Below are 26,094 nucleotides of genomic sequence, written 5' to 3'. Positions count from 1 at the left end.
CGTTAGCGTTAGACTACTTTTTTTCTTCCTGTTTATAGATGAGATAAGAAGGAATCTGCATTTTTGCCTTATCCCGCAGTTTTTTCTTGATATACAATACTAGCGCAAAGGATGTGGTAGCCACGGTAATCATCATGCTGTTCATATAGCTCATGATTGAACTGACATAACCGATAGTTGTCAGACGATTCATCATCTTCACCACTTGCGGGCTGCTCTCGACCCCGGTAATGGCCCAGCTACATAAATGCTCACAGTTGTTAATAATAAGATGATACTGATTCTCATGCATGCGGGAACGCATACGTCTAACTACCGTGCGGCCACTATATTTTGGAGCTTCATAGTGGCGTACAGAAATTTTCTTGCCATGAGAAAAGTTCTTGAGTGAGGTCATTTCGATAGGATGTTTTTTAAATAGATGGGCAAAACCAGAATAATGAATCACACGACCACGCCCGGCATAAATACCATGGTGAGTATAGCCAAAATGTTTAACAATTAAATGCGCTCCAACAGTGAAGCGTTTTACGCGTCGTGACTGCATATTGTTTTTATTCCAATAAATCGTTGGGATTACTTTATTGAAAGCAGGGTCAGGATTATACCTAAAATTAGTGTAGGCTGTCACAATATAGCGCGTTTTAACACTTTTATTGAATATTCAGATTTTTTAGAAAAAATAAAAAACTGTTAAGGGTGGCTTATACAATTCTTTTAAAATAAAAATATTTTTCATTTAACGCTTCATGGAAAATTGACCGTTTGGTCAAAACTGGTATGTTTTTTGCTGGGAATAAAACAATTCAACTAAAGCAGATGAGTGTATGACTGTTGAAATTTATCCCTGTAAAAACCATTCTGTTCAGACAGTGGTGCTCAGTTCGGGCCTAGGTGGCCACGCGAATTTTTGGCAGCCGCAGATTGAAGCATTAAGAGAATATTTTCAGGTTATTTGCTATGACCATGAAGGTATAGGATCGCAGAGTCCAGAATTACCGGAAAATTATTCTATACAGCATCTGGCAGAGCAGCTGGCAAAAATTTTAAAACAGCACCAACAGCAAAACTGTCATTTTATAGGACATGCCCTAGGTGGGTTTATAGGCATAGAACTTGTGCGGCTTTATCCTGAGCTGGTCAATAGACTGGTCCTTATTAATGCTTGGGACCGGCTCGATTCGCATACTGAAAAGTGTTTTAGTACCCGTATTGCTTTACTTCGGTATGCAGGTATTGAAGCTTATATACGGGCTCAGGCCTTATTTTTATATCCGCCAGCCTGGATTTCCGCACATTCACTGCAATTGAATGAACAGGAAAACAAAATGATCGGTATTTTTGCACCTCTAGAAAATGTCTTTAAACGGCTTCATGCATTACAGAATTATCAACCTTTTGAAGTTGCGCGTCAGATTCAAAATCCTACTCTGGTGTTAACCAATCAGGATGACTTTCTGGTGCCATGGAAACGGGGGCTGGCACTTGCCAAGCTGATTAAAAATGCTGAACTGGAATTAATGCCAAATGGCGGTCATGCCAGTACCATAACCCAAGCTCAAAGCGTAAATGAGATACTAATTAAATTTTTAACTAAAACAACAGATTAATCTGATATAGGGAGTAGAAAATGACAATTTATCAGCAAGGCCTAGAGCAGGATGTACTCAAGCAGTTATTTACTGAAGCACGTACCTATAATGCATGGCAGGAACGTGATGTAAGCGATGAGCAGCTTATGCAGATTTACGATCTAGTGAAAATGGCTCCCACTTCGGCAAACTGTTCACCTGCGCGGTTTTTGTTTATCAGATCGGCCGAAGCCAAAGCCAAACTTAAACCGGCCCTATCATCTGGGAATCTGAAAAAGACAATGAGCGCGCCTGTAACAGTGGTAGTAGCTTATGACGCAGAATTTTATGAGCAGCTGCCTGAACTTTTCCCACATGGAGATGCCCGGTCATGGTTTACTTCAAGTCCAGAACTGGCATATGAAACGGCTTTTCGTAACAGTTCCATGCAAGCAGCTTATCTGATTTTGGCCTGTCGGAGCTTGGGTCTAGATACCGGTCCAATGTCCGGTTTTAATCCAGCTTTAATTGATGAAACTTTTTTTGCAGGTATCAGTTGGAAATCTAACCTGCTGATTAATATTGGCTATGGAGCTACAGAAAAACTGTTTGAGCGGTTACCTCGACTAAATTTTGAAAAAACCTGCAAAATACTCTAAAGCCTATCGAGCAGGAACATACGGGTTGTTGCTGCTCGAGTAATTCTAAAAAATCAAAATACTAAATCTTAAATAAATTATTAATAGTTAAAAAATTAGCTTTGAATAGATTTCTGCTGCGATTAATCAAGGATGCTTATACTGCTGTTCCTGATGCACTATCTAATTAAAAATACTACTCTTGAGCCCTTATCTAATTTATATTTATTAGTATGCTTCGATTATTTTCTTGAGAAACTTATATTTCATAAGAAGCTTAACAAAGCCACTGTTGCAGTGGTATTGCGTTTTAAAGCACAGATTACTCCTTTTATTCACAGTATTTATATTTAATAGAACTGCCCTAATTCTGATTTTTAATAATTTTCTCTATATTTATACAACTCAAGATAGATCTTAAAAATAATTTTAATACCTTTGCGAGTAATGTACCGCTGTTTTTTACGTCATGGTGCGCTTGATATTTAAACTTGGTTTAACTCTGTTATTCATTTCTATTCTGGATAGAGCCAGTCTAAGATTCTATGAAAGCTACTCATCTTATTAGTTATTTTCAAAAGCCTTTAAATTTTGCACTGTATGCACATATTTTGTGCGCGTGATACTTTTTGATACACCTATTTAGACTAAATGGTAAAAAAAATAATACCTCAATTTTTTATTAATATTTTGATATTAAAGAATAAAAAATATTGGCATGTACCTTGCATTAATAAAAATACAAGCAAGAAGAACTGATGTACTTGGTCCTTTTACTCGAGAAGTTTTAAAAGAGAGGTACGAATATGAAAGTCGGCGTTTTTTGTCCAATTGGTAATAACGGATGGTTGCTCTCGAAAACAGCACCACAATATCAACCAAGTTTTGAAATGAATAAAGAAATCGTACAGCGTGCTGAACATTACGGTTTTGACTTTGCTTTATCCATGATCAAGTTGCGCGGTTTCGGGGGGGAGACTGAATTTTGGGATTATAACCTGGAAACATTTACATTAATGGCTGGCTTGGCTGCGGTTACGTCCAAAATCCAGATTTATGCAACAGCTGCTACATTAGTTATGCCACCGGCAATTGTAGCAAGAATGGCTTCCACAATTGATTCTATTTCTAATGGCCGCTTTGGTCTGAATGTAGTAACTGGCTGGCAAAAGCCAGAATATAGCCAGATGGGTATGTGGCCGGGAGACGAGTACTTTGGTAAACGTTATGAATATCTTTCAGAATATGTGCAGGTATTAAGAGAGTTATGGGCAACGGGCCACTCTGACTTTAAAGGTGATTTTTTCAAGATGGATGACTGCCAGGTGAAGCCAGTGCCTCAGGCAGACATGAAAATTATCTGTGCAGGCCAGTCTGATGAAGGACTGGCATTCTCGGCAAAGTATGCTGATTATAATTTCGTTTTTGGTAAGGGCTTAAATACTCCAACGGCCTATGCCGGTATTAATGAACGTCTAAAAACACAGACAGATAAGACAGGCCGTGATGTTTCGACTTATGTACTGTTTATGATCATTGCTGATGAAACTGATGAGAAGGCTCAGGCAAAATGGCAAAACTATAATAATGGGGCTGACATGAAAGCTATCCAGTGGTTACAGGACCAAGGCGGAAAAGACAAGATTTCGGGTAATGACACCAATATACGGCATATGGCTTCCAGTGTATCTCCAGTCAATATCAATATGGGTACTCTGGTAGGCTCATATGAAAAAGTGGCTGCCATGCTTGATGAAATTGCAGAAGTTCAAGGTACAGACGGTATTCTTCTGACTTTTGATGATTTTATAAAAGGTATAGAAGATTTCGGAACCCGAATTCAGCCACTGATGAAAAGTCGTATTGAAGTAGATAGCCCTGTACCAAGCCAGGTCACTGCACTGGAGAAAAGCGCATGAATATGAAATCAGCAATATGTGCCGACTTTACTTCAGATTCTGCACCAATTTTGAATGCTGCTCCTGAAGCAATCAAGCTCGATCCCAAACAGACAGCATTGATTATTGTGGATATGCAAAATGCATATGCCAGTTCAGGTGGTTATCTGGACTTGGCCGGTTTTGATGTATCTACTACACAACCAGTCATTGAGCAAATTAAAAAAGCTATGGATATTGCCCATCAGGCAGGTATTCAGGTGATTTATTTCAGAAATGGCTGGGACCAGCATTATGTAGAAGCTGGCGGAGCAGGTTCGCCAAATTTTCATAAGTCAAATGCCCTGAAAACTATGCGTAAGCAGCCGGAGCTACAGGGAAAATTACTGGCTAAAGGCGGCTGGGACTATGAGCTGGTTGATGAGCTACAGCCTGTAACGGGTGATATTGTTATCGATAAACCTCGTTATAGCGGTTTCTTTAATACTAGTCTGGACAGTGTGCTGCGTGCACGCGGTATCCGTAATTTATTACTCACCGGAATTGCGACGAATGTCTGCGTAGAGTCCACCTTAAGAGATGGCTTCTTCCTGGAATACTTCGGTGTATTACTTGATGATGCCTGCTATCAGGCTGGTCCGCGTGAAGCGCATGAAGCCACTTTATATAACGTTAAAACCTTTTTTGGCTGGGTTTCTGATGTAGCCAGCATGCAACAGTGTTTTAGTCAAAAACAGTCCCAGAGCTCAGCAGCATAAGTTATTTTTTAAATAAAAAATTGGAAGAAGAAACATGGCAAAAACAGTAATTATACCAGAAGGTACCGGTACGCCTTTGGCGCCTTACGTTCCAGCAACCTTGGCCGACAATATTGTATATGTATCCGGTACCTTACCCTTAGACACAAATAATGAGGTGGTCTTTGTAGGAGATGCTGCTGCCCAGACCCGACATGTACTTAGTACTATTCAGAATGTCATCGAGACAGCGGGCGGTACGATGGATGATGTGACCTTTAATTCCATATTTTTAAAAGACTGGGCAGATTATGCTGCCATCAATACTGTCTATAGAGAATTTTTCCCAAATGAAAAACCAGCCCGTTTCTGTATCCAATGCGGGCTGGTGAAACCCGAAGCTCTGATTGAAATTGCTTCGGTTGCTCATATTGGCTAATCGCATCATGGACCATATTGAGAAAGATGCTAGAACAGATTAAAGGCTAAAAAATTCCGCACGAACCTGGCATCTTTCTACTATTGAGGAGAATTACACATGAATTCAGTTGTAGCAAAAGATCTGGCAGTGAGTACAAAACTTTCGGCATCTCTGATGAAATTAAAAGAGTCATCAGCCTCAGAAAAACCGGTTTTAAATGAAACCCAGCAGTTATTTAGGAACGCCATGAGCAATCTGGCGGCAGCAGTCAATATTATCAGTACCGACGGACCAGCGGGACGTGCGGGCTTTACTGCATCTGCTGTATGTAGTGTAACCGATACGCCACCTACATTATTGGTCTGCCTGAACCGTAATGCATCAGTCTATGAAACTTTCAAGCAGAATCAGGTGTTATGTGTTAACACGCTCGCTTTGGAGCATAAAAATCTGAGTAATCTGTTCGGCGGCAAAACACCAATGGCAGAGCGTTTTGCACAGGGCGAATGGCAAACTCTGACGACTGGTTCACCGGTATTGCAAGACGCCATGCTGGCTTTTGACTGTCAGGTTAAACAGATCAGTAGCGTAGGTACACATGATATTTTTTTCTGTGAAGTACTAAGTATTCAACAAAAATCAGGAGCTCGCAGTCTGGTTTATTTTGACCGCGCCTATCACCAGCTTACTCAACACCACTAAATCTATTGCAGAAATAAAAATAAACTTTGGGGGTAGTAGACATGAAAGAACGTTGGTTTGTCAGATGGCGTCCCTATCGGGGAAATCTTGAAAAAACGCCTGTAGCAATGAATGAATATCTGCCAGTAGGGCAAAGCATGGTACTGGGCGCCCAGCATGCTTTTGCCATGTTTGGAGCAACTATTCTGGCCCCTCTATTGATGGGTTTTGATCCGAGCCTGACGATGCTCATTACGGGTATCGGTACGATTTTATTTTTCCTCATTACAGGCGGCCATGTGCCGAGTTATCTGGGATCAAGTTTTGCATTCATTGGCGCCGTAGCTGCAGCCACTGGCTATGCTGGAGCTGGCAGTAATCCCAATATCGCGCTTGCTTTAGGCGGAACAATTGTATGTGGAGTTTTATATGCAATTGTAGGTTTAATGGTCATGCGAACTGGTACTCAGTGGATTGAGAAACTCATGCCACCTGTAGTAACCGGTACAATTGTCATGATTATCGGGTTAAATCTTGCCCCGGTTACCATTAAAAGTGTTTCAGCCAATAATTTCGATGCATGGATGGCACTTGTAACTATTTTATGTATTGGTACGATTGCCGTTTTTACCCGAGGCATGATTCGTCGTCTACTATTACTGATCGGTCTGGTCATGTCCTACGCGATATACTTTGTCTGCGCCAATGTCATGGGTTTAGGTAAACCAATCGATTTTAACGCTATTTCCAATGCGGCCTGGTTCGGTTTACCTGCTTTTCATCAGCCGGTATTCCAGCTTAATGCCATTTTATTGATCGCACCTGTGTTTATCATTTTAATTGCTGAAAACCTCGGCCACTTTAAGGCGGTCAGTGCGATGACCGGGCAAAATATCTCTCCATATATGGGAAGGGCTTTCTTTGCAGATGGTTTATGTACCACACTTTCAGCTTCAGTAGGTGGTACAGGCATGACGACTTATGCTGAAAATATTGGGGTAATGGCAGCCACTAAAATTTATTCTACTGTTGTCTTTGTTATTGCTGGTGTTTTTGCAATCCTGTTAGGTTTATCCCCAAAATTCGGTAGTCTGATCAGCACCATTCCAGTAGCAATTCTGGGCGGCGCTTCAATTGTAGTTTTTGGTCTAATTACGATCGCAGGAGCACGTATCTGGATTAGTAATCAGGTAGATTTTAGCAAGAATGGCAATATGATCGTCGCTGCGATCGCTCTAATTATGGGTGCAGGTAATTATTCTCTGCATATTGGCAACTTTGATTTAGGCGGAATTGGTACTGCAACCTTTGCTGCAATTCTGATGAATCTGGTTTTTAATCGTGAAACACGGACTCTTAAAACTGGTTCAGGTACAACACCTTTAACTTCACCTGCCATGCCCGTTAAAGAATAAATCTAGAACAGTACAGATACAAAGTAGTTGATAAAAAATTTATCAGTTTTTAAAAAACCTTATCTTTTATGGAAGTAACTATGACAATAAAATCTGTAGCATTCATTGGCTTGGGTGCAATGGGCTGGCATATGGCAAGCCATTTGACCAAAGTATATACAGATGTCCGGGTCTGGAACCGTACTGCCAGCAAGGCCAAAGAACATGCCAGAGTGTTCGCAACACAAGCCACCAGTCTTAAAGAAGCGGGACAGGCCGATATTATTTTTTCCTGTTTACCTACCAGTAAGCAGGTTGAGGAGATTATTCAAGAGGCACAACCTAAAACGGGTAGTATCTGGGTAGATTGTACCAGTGGAGAGCCACAATCAGCACAGCGGCTACAACAACAATTAAAAGAGCAGGGCGTAACCTATCTTGATGCGCCAGTTTCAGGACAGACTATAGGGGCAGAAAAAGGCACCTTAACCGTTATGGTTGGTGGAGACCCGAATATGCTAGAGCAGGCAAACCCGGCCATTCAAACTTTTGCCGGTCTGATTCAGCATGTAGGCGAAAGTGGTTCGGGATTTGCAGTAAAAGCGGTAAACAATATTTTGATGGCAGCAAATTTATGGGCGTTGGCTGAAGGTATGTGTAATTTAAAAAGCCAAGGGGTCGAACTGGATGCAGCCCTAAAATGTATTAATGCCTCAAGTGGTCAAAGTAATATGTCTCATCACATTTTTGCACAACGCGTGTTGAGTCGTGAATTTCCTTTAACTTTTGCATTAAACCTGCTTGCGAAAGATGCCACTATTGCTACACAGCTTGCAGGCACTACTCAAACTATAATGCCGGTTTTGCAGTTAACACAGCAGCTGTATCGTTCTGCCAGTAATAATTTACCCTCAGAAAGTGACTTTTCCAGTGTGGTACAGCAGCTGGAGCAATGGAATAATCTAACCCTGCAATCTGCCTGAATAAATCTTGTTGTTCTATATAATTAGATATTTGTTAATAAAAAGTCCTTTGTATAAACAGGACTTTTTTAAGATTATTTCCAGCAAGGTATTTTACTGAATTGGATGATGAGAAATTTCACTCAATTCTTTCCGGCTATAACCACGTGATACCAATACCCGGGTAATCCCTGCGATGACATCTTCATTGGTGGCTTTCGCCAACGCTTCCAAAAGTTGTGCATTGCTTTTACATGCACAATCATTTTCGACACAAACAACCTGGTTTTTATGTGCGTTCTGTTGCTGGTCTGCGGAGAACAGCTTTTGCCAAAAACTCATAAATTTATATTAATCAACCTAACATATGCGGAAATATAGCTAAATTAAAATAAAATACAAGTCATCCTAAGTCTTAAAAGATGAGCTCAACAGTTAAAACTTTTAATTTTACCGTTACGAATTAACAGTTTTATGACAGAGGAGAAATCTTATAACTTACAACTATATGTATTAGTTATATTTTTTATAAAATAAAAAGAGATTATAAAAATAATCTCTTTTACATATGATACAAATTGTTTAAATCTTTTCCAGCAAAATACCTGTCTCCACATGATGGGTATATGGAAACTGGTCAAACATGGCAAACTTTAAAATTTTGTGGCTTTCTAATAAGATTTTAAGATTATCATGCAGGGTGTCAGGATTACAGGAAATATAGATAATCCGGTCAAAGCGTTGTAATAATTTTAAAGTATCCAGATCGATTCCTGCACGTGGCGGATCAACAAAAACAGTATCGAACTCATAACTCTGAATGTCAATTTCTGCTTCCTGCAAACGTCTGAATTCACGTTCACCATTGAAAGCTTGGGTAAACTCTTCAGCTGAGAGGCGGGCCACCTGAATATTGTCAATTCCATTTTGCTCAATATTCCATTGCGCTGCATAAACTGAACTTTTGGCCAGCTCGGTTGCCAGCACCCGCTCAAATTTTAAAGAAAGCGGTAGCGTAAAATTACCATTACCGCAATAGAGTTCCAAAAGATGCTTTTGTGATGCCTCAGCAGCTTTACATGCCCATTCAAGCATTTTCTGGCAGACAATTGCATTAGGCTGAGTAAAACCACCTTCAATCTGTTTATATTTAAATTTTTGTTCTAATACCTGTAATTCTTCTACAACAAAGTCATCAGTTAATACCAGCTTTTGACCGCGGCTCCGCCCAATAATCTTAATATTTAACTTTTCTGCCAGAGTTCTTGCTGCCTTTTCCCACTCATTGTCGAGTTTACGGTGATAAATCAGTGTAACCAGCATCTCACCGCTTAAAGTAGCAAGGAAATCAACCTCGAACAGACGTTTTTCAAGCAGAGGGTCTGCTTTGAGTTCTGCAAGTAAAATCGGCATAAGCTGGTTAATGCTGTGGTCTGCAATTGGGAATTCATCTACACGAATAACTGTTTTTTGCTGGTCTTCAGGATTACGTTCAAACATGGCATAAAACATATCCTGATCGGTATGCCAGATACGGAATTCAGCACGCATCCGGAAATGCTGTTCAGGTGATCCAAATACTTCCAGGGCAGGCGGGTTAAATTCGGCAAATTGAGTAGAAATACGCTGAATTTTTGCTTCAAGTTGGGCTTGATAGGTCGCGGTCATAAAGAATCAACAAAAACAGGTGAAAATCGATGCCGCATCTTAACAAAGATTGGCAGGAATAAAAATCAGTCCTGCCTTTTAACGTGCTGTGCTTTTGCCGGTCTTTATACAGTACTAGAAGGATCGGATCATTTTTAAACCAGCACTCCAGTTGCGGCGATCTGCGGGTTCGAAGAAACGTTTGTTCCCATCATTTACTATTACTGAACCTACATAATCTTTATCAAGCAAGTTATCTACCCGGGCAAAAGTATTGATTTTCCAGTCAGCATTTTTCCATACATAGCCAATATTTGCAGCCATAACTGTATAACTTGGTGCAGTATCAGAATTAATATCGTCTACATAAATTTTATCATTGTAGCGAACATCAAGTCCTGCCTGAAAGCCGGTTTCGGGTTGCCAGTTTAAAGCGATATAGGCCTGATTTTTGGCAATTCCCGGTATGATATTGCCTTTATATACGGTTGCGCGGCTGTCTGAGCCAGGAATATCTGCATCAAACTTGGCATTCAGATAACTATAACTTGCCTGTGCATAAAGCTCCTGCCACAAGTTTTTATTCCAGTACAACTCAATACCTTCACGCTGGGTGCGTTTGGCATTTTGAAAAGTATTACGGCCATTATTACTCTCTGCCGAGACAATATCATTGCGAGTCTGAGTATGGAAAATGGCCGTACTGAAATCGCCCCAATTATTCTGAGTTTTGAAACCAAGCTCATAACTGTCACTGCTGGCTGGCTTCAAATCAAAATTAATCCCCGAAGTACCTAAGGTAGGGTAAGCCATTTCTGTAAAGGTCGGTGTTTCAAAGCCTTTAGCATAGCTAATATAAAGTGTTGAATCCGGTATGATATTCCAGCTTAATGCAATTGAGGGAAGAAGCTTCTGATAGTCTGTCTGTCCACTGTCGTCCCCATTGGTACCCCTAATATATTTATCTTTAGATTCATAATGCACATTGCTATAACGCAGACCACTGTCTACCCGCCAGTCTGGCAGGAATTGCCAAGAAGCCTGAATATAGGGGTCAATATTCCATAAGGTATTTTTCTCATCACGACGCAAGTTACCTTTTACGCCATATTGTGGTGTATTGTTGTTCAGTACAAAATTTTCATAACCCTGCCGGTCTTCATCCATTGCATCGAGTGCCATACCAATACTTAGGGTAGTATTTGGCAGTAGCTCCTTACCGGTCCAGCGCAAATCTGTACCGTAATATATACGGTCAAAATCGATTACACCGCCGGCATGTCGAGGGTTGGCCTGTGCAGTATTTGGAATGGACTGGTATTGAATTACATGGCGCTGGCCAAGGTAAGCCATGCCATAAAGTTCATGCTGATCATTAATTGGCTTTGACCACGTTACTCCTGTTTGAGTCTGCTGAATTTCCTTACGTGTATCAAACTGTCGAATAAAGCTGGCCTGCTGTCTCGGATCATCCTTCCATTGTTGACGGGTTAAACCGCCTGGGTCATCAGCGTTAATATCTACATGGTTAACTACCCAGTTAACTTGAGAACCATCTTCCAGATTCCAGCTCAGCTTTGCATTGTTCAGGACTTTACGTGCTGCACTATGTTCCCGAAAGCCGTCAGTGTCAAAGTAAGATGAACTGATGATATAGCTTGGCTCACCTGCTTTATCTGCACCACCTTGTAAAACCAGACTGGTTTTGTTTTTATGATGGCTGCCTCCGGCATAACCCAATTCAACAGAATCACGACCTTTGCCTTCACGTGTTGTAGTAAGAATAGTCCCGCCAGATGAATTTCCATACAGGGAAGAGAATGGACCACTTAATACTTCTATATGGTCGAGACTGCCCAAATCAATATTTGAGGTCTGACCTTGACCATCCGGCATGGTGGCAGGAATACCGTCAATATATAAGCGTATACCGCGTACTCCGAATGTTGAACGTGCACCAAAGCCCCGCATGGAAATTTGTAGATCTTGCGCATAGTTTTCACGGTTATTAATCTGCAGCCCTGGAACACCTTTTAGGGTTTCTGACAGATTCACATCCAGATTATTCTGATTTTGTGGCTGTTCTATACGATAGACAGATGCCGGTGTTTCAAGCCAGCTGGTATCGGTACGTGTAGCTTCAAGCGTAATTGGTGCAAGCTGTACAACTTCTTGTGCTTGAGCCCAGCTTGCCTGAAGAATACAGGCACTCAGAAGAAGTTTTTTATATGGAAAGGCAGATAGGGAAGCAGAGCTTTTCATAAGTATCCTGGACTGGTAAATACTAATAGCCTAAGAATTTAAGACTAGATTCTTAAGGTAAAAAAGCTGAGTTTTCAAAAGATCAGACTATGTTTATTCATATATAAACCAATGAAAGTATAAGGGAAAGATTTGTTATAAGAATAAGTTAAAGCTTCCCTATGACTCTAAACCTGATTTCAGATAAAAACTCAGCATTAGAAGCGTATTAAAATGGAAAGAAATGCACCTGACCAGAATTTGTCTGTAGTATCTTGGTATAAAAGTCGTAGAATAACTTGAGAAATAAGATTATTTATATTTTTAAAATTCAAAGAGATCAATAAAAAGCCAGCGGCTTAAACTATAGCGCCGGCTAATATTTTAGTACTGATTAGTTTCCACGATAAGTAGAATATCCATAAGGGCTGAGTAGGAGTGGAATATGATAGTGGGGTACAGTGCCCTTCACTTCAAAAATGACCGGAATTTCGGGGAAAAAAGTATCCTGTTTCTGTGTTTTAAACCAGTCACCTGTTTTAAAGGTAACTTTATAAAGCCCCTGATGAAAATTCTTGTTTTCCGGATAAAGTGCAGTAATACGGCCATTTTCATTGGTTTTAGACTGACTGATCTGAACCCATTTTCCTTTAATCTGTTCTTCAAGCGTGACCTCAACATTAGATGAAGGCAAGCCTGTTTCTAGGTTAAGTACATGCACACTGAGCGGATTAGCTGCAGCAAAACTGAATTGGGCTGCACATAGACTTAAACCGGCAATAATGAGTTTTTTCATGTTTTTACTCCTGTGATAAACTTTTTTGGACACCCTGTTCAGCGCATGCTTCATCTTGTGTTGCACCACCTCCACCTGCGACTCCTACTGCACCAATCACTTCATTTTTATAGGTTACTGGAATACCGCCACCGAGTAGCAACAGTTCATTTAGGGTGTTCAAATTACTGGCTTCAGGGTTATTTTGAGCATTACGGTTCAGGACAGAAGTCCGTGTTTTGGTGGACAGTGCAGTATAAGCCTTGCGCTGTGCCGCAAGGGCATTATGTGGACCAACACTTTCGTGACGTTTGAGTACCAGTATATTGCCGCCCCGGTCCAGTACCGCGACTGCAATATTCTTTTGCTGGGCATGACAGGCAGTAATGGTATGATCAGCTAAATGTTCAGCAAGCTTTAGACTTAAATTATATTGCTGTATTGGTTCAGGTGTTTTCGCAGACAATGTCGTGATAAAACCTGAAGCTAAAATAAAGCTTGCCGTCAGAACAGGCCAGTAAGATGGCTTTAACATGAGTATCTCCTTAAATCCTGAAAACATAATAAAAAGAGATGTGGTCTTGTTGGATGACAAGTAGATTACAGATTTGTCATTTAGGCGTAATGGAAAAATGGTTTTGAAATGAATATCTTGATTATTGAAGATGAACAGAAAATAGCGCGCTATCTGGCCAAGGGGCTGACTGAATCAGGTTACCGAACATGGCTTGCACATGACGGACGGGAAGGTCTTATGCTATTTGAACAGCATGCAATTGACTTGGTTATCCTGGATGTCATGTTACCAGAGCTTAATGGCTGGCAGGTGATTCAGACCTTACGCCAGTTTTCGGAAGTTCCCGTATTATTCCTGACCGCCCGTGACAGTGTTTTGGACCGGGTCAAAGGTCTGGAACTGGGTGCTGACGACTATCTGGTAAAACCTTTTTCCTATATTGAGTTACTGGCAAGAGTTAAAACCTTGTTACGGCGTTCATCTGCTAAAGTAGTCGAACAGTTGCAGGTCGAGAATCTGAAAATCGACTTGCTCGAACACAAGGTTTATCGTGACCGGAACCTTATTGAATTAACCAACAAAGAATATGCTTTACTCAGATTTCTGGCTGAGCATCAGGGCGAAATCATGACACGTACCCAAATTGCATCCCAAGTCTGGAATATCAATTTTGATACTGACACCAATGTGGTTGATGTAGCAGTACGTCGCCTGCGTGCTAAGATTGATGATGCTTATCAGCCTAAACTGATTCATACCATACGTGGTATGGGCTACAAACTTGATACAAACACATGAGTATATTCCGGCATTCGCTTGCAGTTCGGTTGAGCTTATCATTTATCGGTATTGCCTGTGCAGTGTTTTTAGCGATAGGTCTACTGGCTTACAATGGTATGGATCAGGTATTAAAGCGCCAGCAGGATGAAGCATTGCGAGCCAGGGTAGAGCGGCTGGAACTCCTGATTCAAAATTCTAGCGATTTAAATAGCCTGATTCAGCGGCCCAAACTTTATGAAAATATGCTTGGAAATCAGGATAATCTGCTTATATTAAAAAATCAGAACGGAACTGCTCTGATTTATATTAATCCCTTACAGATTCATATACCCATTTTGCCTAAAGCCGAACAAACCTGGCTCATTGATAATAAGAAACAGCAGGCCACTACAAGGCTGGCATGGAAAACAATTAATTATCAGGGACAGCAGTATTTGCTGATTGCAGGTAAGCAGTTCGATGAGCGAGAGCAGGTCCTCTATAGCTTTGCCTTAAAGCTTGCAGGTTACATTGGGCTAGGAATCTTGACGGTATGTATATTGAGTGCTTTAGTCAGTTATTATGGCCTTGCACCACTAAGAGATTTAAGTGAGCAGACCCGGTTAATCAATATTCAAAAGCTGAACCAGCGTGTCAGCGAAACCAGTCAAAGTGACGAAATCAGACTACTCTCTACCGCCATGAACAGTATGCTGGAGCGGATTGAGCAAGGTTATCAGCAACTGAGCCGCTTTTCTGAAGATATGGCCCATGAGTTTCGGACGCCTTTAAATAATCTGATTGGACAGACGCAGATTCTGCTTAGTCAAGATCGTGAAAAGGCCGATTATCAGGATTTGTTATTTTCCCATTTGGAAGAATATGAACGTCTGAAAAGGATGGTTGAAAATATGCTATTTCTGGCACGTGCTGATCATTCTCAAAATAGCCTAAGTATTATAGAGATTAATCTAAAAAGTAGTCTGAATGAACTGTTGGCATATTTCGAATTAATCGCTGAAGAAAAAAATTTGCAGATTAACAGTCGCCTTAAGATTACATTTATCCATGCTGACTATTTATTGTTTCAAAGAGCAGTTTCCAACCTTTTAAACAATGCGATTGAATATAGTACAGAGAATGGTCATATTTCTATAATAGCTGAACGGATAACACTGGCAGGTAAAATATATAATGCAATTCATGTTTTGACACATGATGTATATATTGCTGAACAACATTTGCCACATTTGTTTGAACGCTTTTATCAATGTGATCCGGCCAGACACCAGCAAGGACGTTCTGGCGGTTTAGGGCTTGCAATTGTTCAGTCAATTATGAGTGTTCATGAAGGGATAACAGAAGTTAAAAATATGCCGGAAGGGGTCCGGTTTAGTCTGTATTTTCCTGAACATTTAGCTGGCAATTCAGTAAATAGAAAATAAAAACATTCTTATAACCGTTTTAATTTTTCTGTTAAATACCGCACTCCTTCCGTGGCAGTCATGGAAAGTAACTGGTACTGTTCAGGGAGCTGCACATGATCGGCTTTTGGGTCAATATAGTAAGCCTCACAATGAGCAGGAATCTCATTAACCAGAGCTGCAACAGGATATACTGACAGTGTTGAACCTATCACAATGAAAATATCAGCCTGTCTTGCAAGTTTAATGGCCTGTTCATAAGCAGGCACAGCTTCACCAAACCAGACCACATGGGGCCGTAAAGGATAATCTTGCCGACATTTATGTTGTTGAAGGTCAAGCTCCCAGCCGTCAACCGGATAAAACTCTTCAGTATATTGCGCGTCCGGGCCTGATGTTTTTGCCAGGCGAATATTCCCATGTAAATGTAATACCCGCTTACTTCCTGCGCGCTCGTGCAGATCATCAATGTTCTGGGTAATCACCTCGACATTAAAATTATCTTCTAAACTGGCAATAGCCTGATGTGCAGCATTCGGCTCGGCATCAAGAATATTTTTACGCCGTTCATTATAAAATCGTTGTACCAGTTCAGGATTTTTGGACCAGGCTTCGGGCGTAGCGACTTCCTCAATACGGTATTGCTCCCAAAGTCCATTGCTATCGCGAAAGGTATTAATTCCACTTTCTGCACTCATACCTGCACCAGAAAAAACAACCAGTTTCTTCATAGCTATTGTGCTCCATTGCTTAAGGCTTATTTCTAATATAATTCAGTTAAATCAACATATTAAAGCTTTGGCTAGAAGTTTATATCAGTCAGGCATCTCATCAATATTTCGCGGTTCAGCTCGGGGCTGTACATTCATGCGATGGCGAAATGATGAGGAATGTTCATAAGCCTGAATTCGTACCCGCATAATCGACCCTAATGGCTGATGTTCACGAATTCCATGCCAAGGATTAAAAGAAAGGACATCATCTGAATATACCCGCCGGGCCGGACCAAAAGTATCCTGCTGGGGAAAATGCAGAATACCAATATTCTGATGTGGAGATTCTTCTTCACGCCATAAAACTGCTGCATCCTCAACTGGCATCCGTTTAAGATCAGTACAAAGTTGCGCACGTATTACGTAATCAGCAGTATTATGTTTAAAAAAATCCCTGACCAGATCACGGATGGTGGACTCGGATTCAATCTGCATCTGTTGTCCTGTAAGTGTTTTTACTGAGTCGGATTCAGGGGCAACACTAATTTTGGCAATATAATCGCCATAGCGTAACGCAGCCATTGTATGATAGGTCTCACCTAATATATGGTTCTGGCTGCGAGCCAGACCTTGCAAAGTTGCAGGCGCGGGAACTCCTGCAGATTCTACTAACTGATTAACGCCACGTAATACTGAACGCATACCGCGCATCATACTCTCAGGTGCCTGCTCGCCTTGAGTAATGAAAGGCAGCATCTGTTTATATTTTCGTACTGTCCCGAAAGCCAGTACCGGTATATTGACCATTAAAAAATCCTGATTATGACCATCACTGGGATCATCAGGAAGTAACCGGTGTCCGGGAACATTTAAAATTTTAAGAGCAAAGCCATGAGGTGCCGGAATCTTATCGCTACGCAAATCTCCCGGGGCAGCAGAAAGACGCACCATAACATCATAATGGCCAGGGTGAGCGAACAGGCCTTGGCGCAAATGTTCAGGCAAATTTTCAGGAACCTTCAAAATTCCTTTTAAGAATCCATGTGATTTTGCATGAGCATCACGGACAGCATGACGGTGTTTATCAAAGACTTTACAGTTTGTTTCAGCCATCTGCTCGACAATTTCCTGAATCAAACGGTCCTCATCTGGCTGTTTTTGTTCTACTCCGGGATAGTAGCGCACATAGCGTTCCTGCATCACAAGGCTCCTTTATTATTTGAATATGACTAAATTTAAAAATAAGAAAATAATTTGGTACTAATCTAGCCAACTCTAAAGCAATGAAATATGCAACTTGGTAAACAATTCGAGTGTATTTGGTAAATATAAAGTGCTGGCTTGAAACCTAGAGGGGGACTATTGTAGAAACATTTTTTGCCACATGAGCTTACAGTCAGACATGTTATGCTTGAACTTATTGTTCAGCCATTCAAAGGATAGTTTCGTGCAATTACATCATCATATACAAACTGCTTCTGAGGCCACTACACAAACTCCAGTTGTATTGTTGCATGGTTTATTTGGTAGTTACAGTAATTTGAATATGCTGGCACGGGGTATAAAAGACCGTGATATTTTTCAGCTGGATCTGAGGAATCATGGACAGTCTGGTCATTCGGCCGAACATAATTACGAACTGATGGCACAAGATGTAATCGAAACTTTAGAACCCTTTAAACTGGAGAAAGTCATTTTGATCGGGCACTCTATGGGCGGAAAAGTTGTGATGAAAATTGCGGCTTTAAGACCGGAGTGGGTAGAAAAGTTGATCGTACTGGATATTTCACCTGTGCATAGTAATCATGGTGAACATGAGCAGATTTTTAAGGCATTAAAAGCGGTAGAAGCCAGTGATGTACAAACCCGACCTGAAGCAATGACAATTATGCGTGAATACCTTCAGGAAGAAATGGTTATACAGTTCCTGATGAAATCCTTTAAGGCTGGGCACTGGCTGTTTAATGTCGATGCTCTGGCGAACAATTACCCGAATATTCTGGCATGGGAAACTATTGAGCCCTCATCCATTCCAACCTTATTCATCAAAGGTAGCAAGTCACCTTATATTTCCAAAGAAAAACATTTTCAGGCAATTCACCAGCAGTTTCCATTTGCACGGATTGAAGAGGTTGAGGCAGGCCACTGGTTACATGCAGAGAAAACAGAACAGGTCATGGCACTCATCTTAAATATGCTGGATACCTGAGCCTTAAAGTTTTCTAGACTTCATATCTTAAAATATAAAAAACCTGTCATTAGACAGGTTTTTTTATATGTATTAATTAGTGGTCATGATGAAGATATTCTGGTTCTTTTGGTAGTGCAAAACTACACAGGAAACAGATAACAAGCATGACAATAACATAAACGAAGAAAGTATTTTCAAACCCTGCTTCTTTAAATTTTAAAGCAACGGCAGGAGCCGAGCCTCCAAATAATGCATTACCTACTGCATAAGAGAAACCGACACCAAGTGCACGCACATGGGTCGGAAACATTTCTGCTTTAACCAGACCACTAATAGACGTATAGAAGCTTAGTAACATCATCAGGAAAATAAGCAGGAGTGTTACGATTACAGGTGAATAGCTGAAGTGTCGCATCCCGACAACCATTACTGGATAGATAAAGATAGCACTGGTGGCACTAAACAGCAGCATAGATGCCCGTCGTCCAATCCGGTCGGAAATCATACCGAATATCGGCTGCGCCAGCATAAATACAAATAGGGCACAGGTCATCATAAAACCGACAGTCTTGCCATCAATACCGATATTGGTTAGGTAGGTTTTTGAATAAACAGTAATAACATAGAAAGTTAATGAACCTGCCGAGGTATAGCCAACCACCAGTAAAAAGGTTTTCCAGTGTTTTTGAAATAATTCACGCAGGCTACCAGACTCTTTACGCTCACTGTCTTCATGTGACAGAGTTTCTTCAAGACGGCTACGGGCCAGCAAAGAAATAATGGCGGTAATACCCCCGATGACGAACGGAATACGCCAGCCGCCGTCCATTAACTGTTGTTCACTCATAAAAGCAAGCAGGATCACACCCAGCAGACTCGCTAGAAGTTGACCGCCGGAGAGGGTGACATACTGAAAAGAAGCATAAAAACCACGCTGGCCTTTTAATGCAATCTCGCTCATATAGGTTGCAACAGCTCCGTACTCGCCCCCAACCGATAAACCTTGTAACAGTCGAACCAGTAATAATAAAAATGGAGCTGCCATACCTACCTGTTCATATGTAGGCAGTAAGGCAAAAAGGAAAGAACTGATAGCCATCAAACTGATAGAAATAACCATCGACTGTTTACGGCCCCGGGTATCAGCAATACGGCCAAAAAGCCAGCTACCGATTGGACGCATAAAGAAACTTGCCGCAAATACTCCCCAGACATAAATACCCTGTGCGGTAGAAGTCATATCTGGTGCAGTAAGTGCATGCTGGAAATACATGGCAAAAACAGCATAAATATAAAAATCGAACCATTCCACCAGGTTACCGGAGGAAGCCCCGACAATTCCCAAGACCCGTTTCCGTTTTTCTTCTTTCGTATATATGACTTCACTCATCTAGATATCCTTATGGCTATGCCAGTTGTACTATTTGCTAGATAATCATTATTTAAAATATATAAATGATCGTATTTTCTCTTCTTCTATATAGGAAGAAGATATACACAGTAGTTAGCATTGGCAATTATAGAGATTAAATATTAAAAAGTAGCCATATGAGAAATTTTAGTAAATATATGGGCATTAATTCGGCATTTTTATTATAAATATAAAAAGACTTTTAATTACAGGTAAAAAAACAAGCCCTAAAATATGAAATTTTAGGGCTTCTGGCTTTGAAGTATATTTAAGCAAGCTTAAAATTTCTTGGTGTAATTTACAAAGAACCGGTTCTCGGTAAAGTCATTACCGTATTTGACATCGTAATTAATCAGAATATATTGCAGAGCTACACCCTTCAGCGCAGGCTGCTGGAATGCATAATTTACAATAATATTTGACTCACTTTCCTTGTTTTCTCGACCATCTGCGGTTTTAAAGTCATTGCCATATACATACTTCAGTGTCGTATTCAGGCCCGGTACATGGTCTTTAAAATCATAACCGTAGATAAAGTGATATGACTTTTCATCTTGCTTGAAGAAACCGGTGGTATTCCAGTTAATAAAATAAGTTTCTGGCAAGAAACCGTCTGGAAGCGGATAAGCAGACTCACCAATAATTTGCTGGTAACCGATACCAAAGCTATGGTTTTTAATCTTGAGAGTTTCCAGTAGACCTACATTTTGTGCATCTATGTTAAAATTATTTCCGGTATCTTGAGCATTAAAATATTTAAAGCGTGAGTTAACTGAAAACTCTGGTTGTTTCCAGGTATGATCCAGACCAAGGTAATGCTTGTTATATAGATTTTCCAGATTACCAAAATAATATTCTGCTTTAAGAGTTGGCATGATCTGATAACGCAGGTCAATATAGTTTAAGCCATCAGAAAATTCGGTTACGCCGTTTGAAGTAAATGAAAACTTGCGGAAGTCTTCTTCATTGCGTGGCGAAACTTTAGTAATACGGCCAATCTCCAGATTTAACTGGTCGGTCAGTTGTGATTTAAGATTAGCTCCCCAATAGGACGTCAATAGTTGCCGGCTGGCATCTACAGCAGTAACCGGTAAATCCAGCCATAACTCACCCAAACTGAGCAATGTTCTGTCATAACCCAGTTTTAAGGTAGCGCCATATTTTAAAAAGTCGCGTGCTTGCGTTTGAGTTACCGGATCAAAAGGTAGAACAGTATCGGCAACGTGTTTGTCTGAACTTAAACGTACCGCGTACTGTACTGAGGCATCTGCACCAATTTTGACTGGCAGTCCTGCAATCTCAAGTGGGGTGTCAATCATTCTGGATTTATAGAACAAAGAAGCAGACTGTGACCAGCTGCCGGTATCTTTTAAATCAGAACGTTCAAAGTTACGATCAATATATGCATTTTTTAAGGTAAATTTCCATTCATCTTCAACTGGAAAAAGTACAGGTAAACTTGGAGCAGCAGTAGAAGCTTTGTTTTGCTGTACGGGATTTCCTGTAATATTCTCTGGAAGCGGTGGACTCTGATGAACTGCTGTATCCTGATTACCTGGCGGAGATTCAGCTGCCCAAAGCGGTAGAGATGCCGTAAATGCTGCCAGCATAACCCCTGAAGAAACTGCAAGATGTTTAGTTTTTAATTCATTCATAGAGTTTAGTTCCATTTCTTGAAGTAATGTGCCCATCCTGGGCACATAAATAAGTTAAGTATTTAATGAGGTCGTTGTATTTAAAGGTGGAGCAGGGCTAGCAGTTACAGATACTTTTAAATTGACCAGAAAAATTGCTAGGGCAGCAATAATACCGGGAATAGCAATCGCTAAAAAGTTCATCTGATGTGGTAATTCCAGTGTAAGTAAGGCACCTGTTAATACAGGTCCAACAATTGCACCAATCCTGCCTATACCGGATGCCCATCCCAAACCGGTTGAACGTACAGCTGTTGGATAAAACTGTGCGACAAAAGTATAAAGTAGAATTTGCGAACCGATGGTTGCCGCGCCAGCAATCGCAATCAAGCTATACAGCACAAATTGCGGGCTGTTAAAACCTAGTAAGATTAGGGCAAGAGCACCTAATATGAACATGGTAGTAATGACAGGTTTCAGATGGAATCTGTCTGCCAGTACTCCACCACCAATTGCTCCTACCATTCCCCCAATATTTAAGGCAAACAGAAACAGCATGCTGGCACCTAGTGAATAGCCCGCTTGCAACATCAGTTTTGGCAGCCAGCTTCCTAAAGCGTAGACCATCAATAGACACATGAAAAAGGCTATCCAGAACATGAATGTACTGAAAGTACGTCCACGCTGAAATAAGGCACGAACAGGTGCACCCTGATGATCAATGTTTTCATTTAAATAAAGTTCAGTCTCAGACCCTACAGCTAGCTGAGGAGATAATTTCTGAACAATATTTTTAGCTTGTTGCTCGTCTTGGGACTTGATCAGGAATGCAAGAGATTCAGGCAGAATTTTCCAGAGTAAAGGTAAAAACAGTAAAGGAATACCCGCTATGTAAAACATAATCTGCCAACCATGATCTTTGACTAACCAGGCACCAAGTAAGGCAGATACCATACCGCCAATGGCATAGCCACTAAACATGATTGCGACTAAAGTACTGCGAATTTTCTTTGGTGCATATTCTGTCATAAGGGCTACAACATTTGGCATAACCCCCCCGATACCTAGCCCGGCAATAAAGCGTAATATTACAAATTCGACAGGACCACTGGCAAAAGCGCCTATAAAAGTAAAACCACTAAACAGTGAAACACAGATTAAAATAGTTTTCTTGCGGCCCAGTTTGTCAGATAGCGTGCCAAAAATCATGGCGCCAAACATCATTCCAAATAATGCAGCACTGGCCAGTAAGCCTGCTTGTACTGCCGATAATGACCATTGCTGCATTAATAGCGGTAGTGCGACCCCATAAATAACCAAATCATAACCATCAAAGATAATAATGATCAGACATAAAATTAATACCTTCCAATGAAAAGGCGTAAATTTCGCATAGTCTATAAGATCATGAATATTGATCTGACTTTTATTCATTCTTCACCTCCAATCTGTGAAGTACTGAGTAATTATGCTGATAAATTAGGCTGTGGCTTGTATTAAGTCAAAAACTTAATCAGTATATATTTATGTAATAAAGGTATGACTAAAACTTATTATTTAATTATTTGATCTTAAAAATATTTATTATATTAAGGAAAATAGAAATTTATATATTATTTTTATAGTTATATAAAAAATATTTTATAGATAGAGTAAAATAAAAATGTAGAAGATTATTTTAACTTAATAAAAATTTTAATAAAAAACCGGATAAATTAATTTATCCGGTTTTGAAATTTAAAAAGAAAATGAGATTTTAAATTATCTTATAAAATCTGAGATTATCTGATTAAATATTTTAGGCTTTTCAATATTTGAAATATGAGAAGCATTTATTTTAACAAGTTGAGCATTTGGAATACGCTCAAGCATAAATTCAGCATCTTCTACGGTAGTGACCGGATCTGCTGTACCTGCAACAATTAATACTGGCACTTTAATCTCTTTAAGCTGATCACGTAAATCCGCTTTAGCCAGAGCCTCACAACAGCTTGCATAACCTTCGGAGCTGCCAGCTGCTAGGTCGTTACTCAAATGCTTTACAATTGCTGTTTGGCTCTGGATAAAGGGTTCGGTAAACCAGCGTGAAGCAGCAGTTGCAGCAATAGGCTTTAAGCCCTGTTCACGGACCAAACTGGCGCGTTCCAGCCAAGCCTGTTCCTGTCCAATTTTTGCTGCTGTATTGCAGACTACAACGTGATTAAAGCGTTCAGGATAATGGATCGCAAGCCATTGTCCTGTCAGGCCGCCCATGGAAATTCCACAAAAGCTGGCGGTCTGTATTTTAAGGTGGTCAAGCAGGTAAATAACATCCAGACCTAATTGTTCAAGCGTATAAGGACCTTGAGGTGCAGAGGTGCTGCCATGGCCGCGTGTGTCATAGCATATGACAAAAAAGTGAGCTTTGAAGTAATCTAGTTGCTGCTGCCACATACTCAAGTTAGTTCCAAGCGAGTTGGAAAAAATTAGTGCCGGCTTATCTGTATTGCCAAAAGTCTGATAGTGCAGGGCAATATCATTTAAAGTAAATGTTGGCATTATAATTTCCTTGAAATTGTTTAAACCCGTTCAATAATCATGGCGATACCCTGACCGACCCCGATACACATTGAACATAGTGCATAACGGCCATTACTCTGCTCCAGCTGATTGAGTGCAGTGGTCACCAGCCGCGCTCCCGAAGCACCCAGTGGATGACCTAGCGCAATTGCACCCCCATTCGGATTCACCTTGATACTGTCATCCGGCAATCCTAAATCCCGGGTGCAGGCCAGTGCCTGTGCCGCAAATGCTTCATTCAGCTCGATCACATCCATCTGCTCAAGACTCATGCCCGTCTGGTCCAGCAGTCTCCGGATGGCCGGAGCCGGGGCAAAGCCCATAATCCGGGGTTCAACGCCTACCGTGGTCGCCGCAACAATTCTGGCACGCGGCTTGAGCTGGTACCGGGCAACAGCCTCATCTGAAGCCACCAGTACTGCGGCTGCACCATCATTAATTCCTGAAGCATTGCCCGCAGTGACCGTGCCTTCTGCCTTGACTACAGGTTTAAGCCGTGTCAGGCCCTCAAGCGTGGTTGAGGCACGAGGATGTTCATCGCTATCAACCACTACTGCTTCCCCCTTACGCTGCGGTATCGTTACCGGGGTCAGCTCGTGTGCGAAGAAACCTCGCTGCTGGGCGGCAGCCGTGCGCTGCTGGCTGGTCAGGGCAAAGCGGTCCTGGTCTGCCCGGTTAATGCCAAACTGCTCAGCGACATTCTCGGCAGTTTGTGGCATGGTTTCAACACCATACATTTCTTTCAACCTGGGATTGATAAACCGCCAGCCCATGGTGGTGTCTTCAATCTTCTGGCTGCGGCTAAAAGCCGATTCAGCCTTGCCCATGACAAAGGGCGCACGGGTCATGCTTTCTACCCCACCAGCAATGACCAGATGGGCTTCTCCGGCCTTGATGGCACGCGCTGCCATGGCGATGGCATCCATGGACGAGCCACACAGCCTGTTAACCGTCGTGGCTGGTACCTGATATGGCAGGCCTGCCAGCAGGGCTGACATACGGCCGACATTACGGTTATCTTCACCCGCCTGATTGGCACAGCCATAGATCACATCATCGAGCTGGCTCCAGTCCACGCCCGGGTTACGCTGCATCAAGGCCTGAATCGGCACGGCACCAAGGTCATCAACACGGACGGCTGCCAGACCCCCGCCATAACGGCCAAAGGGAGTACGGATGGCATCAACAATATAAGCATTCTTCATGGGTTCTGACCTTCTATTCTCCGGTGCATGGGGACAGTGAATCTATCAATTTGAGGTGGCATCAAGCAGGCGGGCATCGGTCAGTGACTGCAGCTCGTCAAAAGACAGCCCGTCGACTTTCTCGATGACCTTCAGACCTTCCGCGCTGACATCAATCACGCACAGGTCGGTATAGATACGGTCAACACATTTCAGGCCGGTTGCTGGGTAGCTGAGCTCGGCTACAATTTTCGGTTCACCTTTTTTGGTGACATGGTCCGTGGTTACAAATACTTTCTTGGCACCTACAGCCAGGTCCATCGCCCCACCAACTGCCGGGATGGCATCTGCTGCTCCGGTATGCCAGTTGGCTAGATCACCATTTTCAGCCACCTGAAAAGCGCCGAGTACACAAATATCCAGATGACCACCACGCATCATGGCAAACGAGTCACCGTGATGAAAGAAGGCACCGCCTTGCAGCATGGTGACGTATTCCTTGCCGGCATTGATCAGTTCCGGATCTTCTTCACCCGCTGCCGGTGGCGGACCAAAGGCCAGCAGGCCGTTTTCCGAGTGCAGGAATACATCCTTGTCTTCTGGCAGGTAACTGGCAATCCTGGTCGGCAGGCCAATACCCAGGTTGACATAGGCACCATCCGGAATATCTTGGGCAACCCGGGCTGCAATCTGGTCACGGGTCAGTTTGATATAGCTCATCATATTCTCCTTGGCGG

At 41.6% G+C, this 26,094-nt stretch carries 24 protein-coding genes and 1 pseudogene; 11 read left to right on the top strand and 14 right to left on the bottom strand.

From position 1 onward, the window contains the following. Positions 1-13: 13 nt before the first annotated feature. On the bottom strand, positions 14-547 hold the full coding sequence (locus AC0VYT_RS07675) for a lecithin retinol acyltransferase family protein (protein WP_005019997.1): 534 nt from the start codon (positions 545-547) through the stop codon (positions 14-16). 280 nt (positions 548-827) lie between these two features. Here AC0VYT_RS07675 and rutD point away from each other — a divergent pair, with 280 nt between their 5' ends. The 8 genes from rutD to AC0VYT_RS07635 all read left to right on the top strand — a co-directional run bounded on the left by rutD (position 828) and on the right by AC0VYT_RS07635 (position 8,323). After that, positions 828-1,610: a pyrimidine utilization protein D gene (rutD, locus tag AC0VYT_RS07670; protein ID WP_005019999.1), complete on the top strand. Its 783-nt coding sequence runs from the start codon at positions 828-830 to the stop codon at positions 1,608-1,610. Positions 1,611-1,630: 20 nt separating this feature from the next. Further along, on the top strand, positions 1,631-2,230 hold the full coding sequence (locus AC0VYT_RS07665) for a malonic semialdehyde reductase (protein ID WP_005020000.1): 600 nt from the start codon (positions 1,631-1,633) through the stop codon (positions 2,228-2,230). A gap of 785 nt (positions 2,231-3,015) precedes the next feature. Next, entirely contained in the window at positions 3,016-4,128 is a 1,113-nt protein-coding gene (rutA, locus tag AC0VYT_RS07660) for a pyrimidine utilization protein A (RefSeq protein ID WP_005020001.1), read from the top strand. Further along, on the top strand, positions 4,125-4,865 hold the full coding sequence (rutB, locus tag AC0VYT_RS07655) for a pyrimidine utilization protein B (protein ID WP_005020002.1): 741 nt from the start codon (positions 4,125-4,127) through the stop codon (positions 4,863-4,865). Before rutA ends, rutB begins: the two co-directional genes overlap by 4 nt. A gap of 34 nt (positions 4,866-4,899) precedes the next feature. Next, positions 4,900-5,283 carry a pyrimidine utilization protein C gene (gene rutC, locus AC0VYT_RS07650; RefSeq protein ID WP_005020003.1) on the top strand — a complete coding sequence of 128 codons (384 nt, stop codon included), beginning with the start codon at positions 4,900-4,902 and terminating at the stop codon, positions 5,281-5,283. Positions 5,284-5,439: 156 nt separating this feature from the next. Next, positions 5,440-5,967 (top strand): NADH-dependent FMN reductase RutF, encoded by a 528-nt coding sequence (gene rutF / locus AC0VYT_RS07645; RefSeq protein ID WP_228127194.1) that lies wholly within the window; start codon positions 5,440-5,442, stop codon positions 5,965-5,967. A 41-nt stretch (positions 5,968-6,008) separates the two neighbouring features. Further along, positions 6,009-7,361 (top strand): solute carrier family 23 protein, encoded by a 1,353-nt coding sequence (locus AC0VYT_RS07640; RefSeq protein ID WP_005020005.1) that lies wholly within the window; start codon positions 6,009-6,011, stop codon positions 7,359-7,361. A gap of 80 nt (positions 7,362-7,441) precedes the next feature. Next, positions 7,442-8,323, top strand: coding sequence for an NAD(P)-dependent oxidoreductase (locus AC0VYT_RS07635; RefSeq protein ID WP_005020006.1), 882 nt, complete (start codon positions 7,442-7,444; stop codon positions 8,321-8,323). A 93-nt stretch (positions 8,324-8,416) separates the two neighbouring features. Here AC0VYT_RS07635 and AC0VYT_RS07630 read toward each other — a convergent pair whose 3' ends face one another. The 5 genes from AC0VYT_RS07630 to AC0VYT_RS07610 form a co-directional block, all read right to left on the bottom strand. Next, the gene (locus AC0VYT_RS07630; RefSeq protein ID WP_005020007.1) at positions 8,417-8,644 is read right to left on the bottom strand and encodes a hypothetical protein; all 228 of its coding nucleotides are present in this window, start codon (positions 8,642-8,644) and stop codon (positions 8,417-8,419) included. A gap of 240 nt (positions 8,645-8,884) precedes the next feature. Then, positions 8,885-9,970 (bottom strand): tRNA (uridine(54)-C5)-methyltransferase TrmA, encoded by a 1,086-nt coding sequence (gene trmA / locus AC0VYT_RS07625; RefSeq protein WP_005020009.1) that lies wholly within the window; start codon positions 9,968-9,970, stop codon positions 8,885-8,887. Positions 9,971-10,084: 114 nt separating this feature from the next. Then, complete coding sequence (locus AC0VYT_RS07620) at positions 10,085-12,211, bottom strand: TonB-dependent receptor family protein (RefSeq protein WP_005020011.1); 2,127 nt, start codon at positions 12,209-12,211, stop codon at positions 10,085-10,087. A gap of 373 nt (positions 12,212-12,584) precedes the next feature. Further along, positions 12,585-12,986: a hydroxyisourate hydrolase gene (gene uraH, locus AC0VYT_RS07615; RefSeq protein WP_005020012.1), complete on the bottom strand. Its 402-nt coding sequence runs from the start codon at positions 12,984-12,986 to the stop codon at positions 12,585-12,587. A 4-nt stretch (positions 12,987-12,990) separates the two neighbouring features. Next, complete coding sequence (locus tag AC0VYT_RS07610; protein ID WP_005020014.1) at positions 12,991-13,500, bottom strand: GlcG/HbpS family heme-binding protein; 510 nt, start codon at positions 13,498-13,500, stop codon at positions 12,991-12,993. A gap of 108 nt (positions 13,501-13,608) precedes the next feature. Between AC0VYT_RS07610 and AC0VYT_RS07605 the strand changes: the two genes are divergently transcribed. Together AC0VYT_RS07605 and AC0VYT_RS07600 are read left to right on the top strand one after the other, a co-directional pair. Beyond that, complete coding sequence (locus tag AC0VYT_RS07605; RefSeq protein ID WP_005020016.1) at positions 13,609-14,280, top strand: heavy metal response regulator transcription factor; 672 nt, start codon at positions 13,609-13,611, stop codon at positions 14,278-14,280. Continuing rightward, entirely contained in the window at positions 14,277-15,686 is a 1,410-nt protein-coding gene (locus AC0VYT_RS07600; protein ID WP_005020017.1) for a heavy metal sensor histidine kinase, read from the top strand. The genes AC0VYT_RS07605 and AC0VYT_RS07600 overlap by 4 nt, the downstream gene beginning before the upstream one ends. Positions 15,687-15,694: 8 nt before the next feature. Here the strand turns inward: AC0VYT_RS07600 and AC0VYT_RS07595 are convergent, their stop codons facing one another. Together AC0VYT_RS07595 and AC0VYT_RS07590 are read right to left on the bottom strand one after the other, a co-directional pair. After that, a complete protein-coding gene (locus tag AC0VYT_RS07595) occupies positions 15,695-16,396 on the bottom strand; it encodes an SIR2 family NAD-dependent protein deacylase (protein ID WP_005020018.1) in 702 nt (233 codons plus the stop codon). Between the two features lie 84 nt (positions 16,397-16,480). Further along, entirely contained in the window at positions 16,481-17,578 is a 1,098-nt protein-coding gene (locus AC0VYT_RS07590) for a catalase family protein (protein ID WP_005020019.1), read from the bottom strand. A gap of 247 nt (positions 17,579-17,825) precedes the next feature. On the opposite strand from AC0VYT_RS07590, the gene AC0VYT_RS07585 reads away from it, so the two are divergent. Then, positions 17,826-18,587, top strand: coding sequence for an alpha/beta fold hydrolase (locus AC0VYT_RS07585; RefSeq protein WP_005020022.1), 762 nt, complete (start codon positions 17,826-17,828; stop codon positions 18,585-18,587). A gap of 76 nt (positions 18,588-18,663) precedes the next feature. Here the strand turns inward: AC0VYT_RS07585 and AC0VYT_RS07580 are convergent, their stop codons facing one another. The 6 genes and pseudogenes from AC0VYT_RS07580 to AC0VYT_RS07555 form a co-directional block, all read right to left on the bottom strand. Further along, positions 18,664-19,959 (bottom strand): MFS transporter, encoded by a 1,296-nt coding sequence (locus tag AC0VYT_RS07580; protein ID WP_005020024.1) that lies wholly within the window; start codon positions 19,957-19,959, stop codon positions 18,664-18,666. 299 nt (positions 19,960-20,258) lie between these two features. Continuing rightward, positions 20,259-21,416, bottom strand: a pseudogene (locus AC0VYT_RS07575) (OprD family outer membrane porin); the annotation flags it as partial. A 273-nt stretch (positions 21,417-21,689) separates the two neighbouring features. Continuing rightward, complete coding sequence (locus AC0VYT_RS07570; RefSeq protein WP_005020030.1) at positions 21,690-23,048, bottom strand: aromatic acid/H+ symport family MFS transporter; 1,359 nt, start codon at positions 23,046-23,048, stop codon at positions 21,690-21,692. A gap of 327 nt (positions 23,049-23,375) precedes the next feature. Beyond that, complete coding sequence (gene pcaD / locus AC0VYT_RS07565) at positions 23,376-24,152, bottom strand: 3-oxoadipate enol-lactonase (RefSeq protein WP_005020031.1); 777 nt, start codon at positions 24,150-24,152, stop codon at positions 23,376-23,378. Between the two features lie 20 nt (positions 24,153-24,172). Next, the gene (gene pcaF / locus AC0VYT_RS07560) at positions 24,173-25,378 is read right to left on the bottom strand and encodes a 3-oxoadipyl-CoA thiolase (protein ID WP_005020033.1); all 1,206 of its coding nucleotides are present in this window, start codon (positions 25,376-25,378) and stop codon (positions 24,173-24,175) included. Positions 25,379-25,423: 45 nt separating this feature from the next. Further along, positions 25,424-26,077, bottom strand: a complete 654-nt coding sequence (locus AC0VYT_RS07555) for a 3-oxoacid CoA-transferase subunit B (RefSeq protein WP_005020034.1) — start codon at positions 26,075-26,077, stop codon at positions 25,424-25,426. Positions 26,078-26,094: the final 17 nt, after the last annotated feature.

Source organism: Acinetobacter sp. QJM3NY_42 (assembly GCF_056173745.1).
This window is presented reverse-complemented; position numbering and strand designations above follow the sequence as displayed.

Excerpts from the sequence above, each read along its gene's own strand:
- AC0VYT_RS07665 (WP_005020000.1), top strand. The coding sequence starts at position 1,631 with ATGACAATTTATCAGCAAGGCCTAGAGCAGGATGTACTCAAGCAGTTA.
- AC0VYT_RS07635 (WP_005020006.1), top strand. The coding sequence starts at position 7,442 with ATGACAATAAAATCTGTAGCATTCATTGGCTTGGGTGCAATGGGCTGG.
- AC0VYT_RS07555 (WP_005020034.1), bottom strand. The coding sequence starts at position 26,077 with ATGAGCTATATCAAACTGACCCGTGACCAGATTGCAGCCCGGGTTGCC.
- pcaF (WP_005020033.1), bottom strand. The coding sequence starts at position 25,378 with ATGAAGAATGCTTATATTGTTGATGCCATCCGTACTCCCTTTGGCCGT.
- AC0VYT_RS07570 (WP_005020030.1), bottom strand. The coding sequence starts at position 23,048 with ATGAATAAAAGTCAGATCAATATTCATGATCTTATAGACTATGCGAAA.
- rutF (WP_228127194.1), top strand. The coding sequence starts at position 5,440 with ATGAAATTAAAAGAGTCATCAGCCTCAGAAAAACCGGTTTTAAATGAA.
- AC0VYT_RS07640 (WP_005020005.1), top strand. The coding sequence starts at position 6,009 with ATGAAAGAACGTTGGTTTGTCAGATGGCGTCCCTATCGGGGAAATCTT.
- uraH (WP_005020012.1), bottom strand. The coding sequence starts at position 12,986 with ATGAAAAAACTCATTATTGCCGGTTTAAGTCTATGTGCAGCCCAATTC.
- AC0VYT_RS07675 (WP_005019997.1), bottom strand. The coding sequence starts at position 547 with ATGCAGTCACGACGCGTAAAACGCTTCACTGTTGGAGCGCATTTAATT.
- AC0VYT_RS07595 (WP_005020018.1), bottom strand. The coding sequence starts at position 16,396 with ATGAAGAAACTGGTTGTTTTTTCTGGTGCAGGTATGAGTGCAGAAAGT.
- rutD (WP_005019999.1), top strand. The coding sequence starts at position 828 with ATGACTGTTGAAATTTATCCCTGTAAAAACCATTCTGTTCAGACAGTG.
- AC0VYT_RS07590 (WP_005020019.1), bottom strand. The coding sequence starts at position 17,578 with ATGCAGGAACGCTATGTGCGCTACTATCCCGGAGTAGAACAAAAACAG.
- pcaD (WP_005020031.1), bottom strand. The coding sequence starts at position 24,152 with ATGCCAACATTTACTTTAAATGATATTGCCCTGCACTATCAGACTTTT.
- AC0VYT_RS07600 (WP_005020017.1), top strand. The coding sequence starts at position 14,277 with ATGAGTATATTCCGGCATTCGCTTGCAGTTCGGTTGAGCTTATCATTT.
- AC0VYT_RS07580 (WP_005020024.1), bottom strand. The coding sequence starts at position 19,959 with ATGAGTGAAGTCATATATACGAAAGAAGAAAAACGGAAACGGGTCTTG.
- AC0VYT_RS07610 (WP_005020014.1), bottom strand. The coding sequence starts at position 13,500 with ATGTTAAAGCCATCTTACTGGCCTGTTCTGACGGCAAGCTTTATTTTA.
- AC0VYT_RS07605 (WP_005020016.1), top strand. The coding sequence starts at position 13,609 with ATGAATATCTTGATTATTGAAGATGAACAGAAAATAGCGCGCTATCTG.
- rutA (WP_005020001.1), top strand. The coding sequence starts at position 3,016 with ATGAAAGTCGGCGTTTTTTGTCCAATTGGTAATAACGGATGGTTGCTC.
- rutB (WP_005020002.1), top strand. The coding sequence starts at position 4,125 with ATGAATATGAAATCAGCAATATGTGCCGACTTTACTTCAGATTCTGCA.
- trmA (WP_005020009.1), bottom strand. The coding sequence starts at position 9,970 with ATGACCGCGACCTATCAAGCCCAACTTGAAGCAAAAATTCAGCGTATT.
- AC0VYT_RS07630 (WP_005020007.1), bottom strand. The coding sequence starts at position 8,644 with ATGAGTTTTTGGCAAAAGCTGTTCTCCGCAGACCAGCAACAGAACGCA.
- rutC (WP_005020003.1), top strand. The coding sequence starts at position 4,900 with ATGGCAAAAACAGTAATTATACCAGAAGGTACCGGTACGCCTTTGGCG.
- AC0VYT_RS07620 (WP_005020011.1), bottom strand. The coding sequence starts at position 12,211 with ATGAAAAGCTCTGCTTCCCTATCTGCCTTTCCATATAAAAAACTTCTT.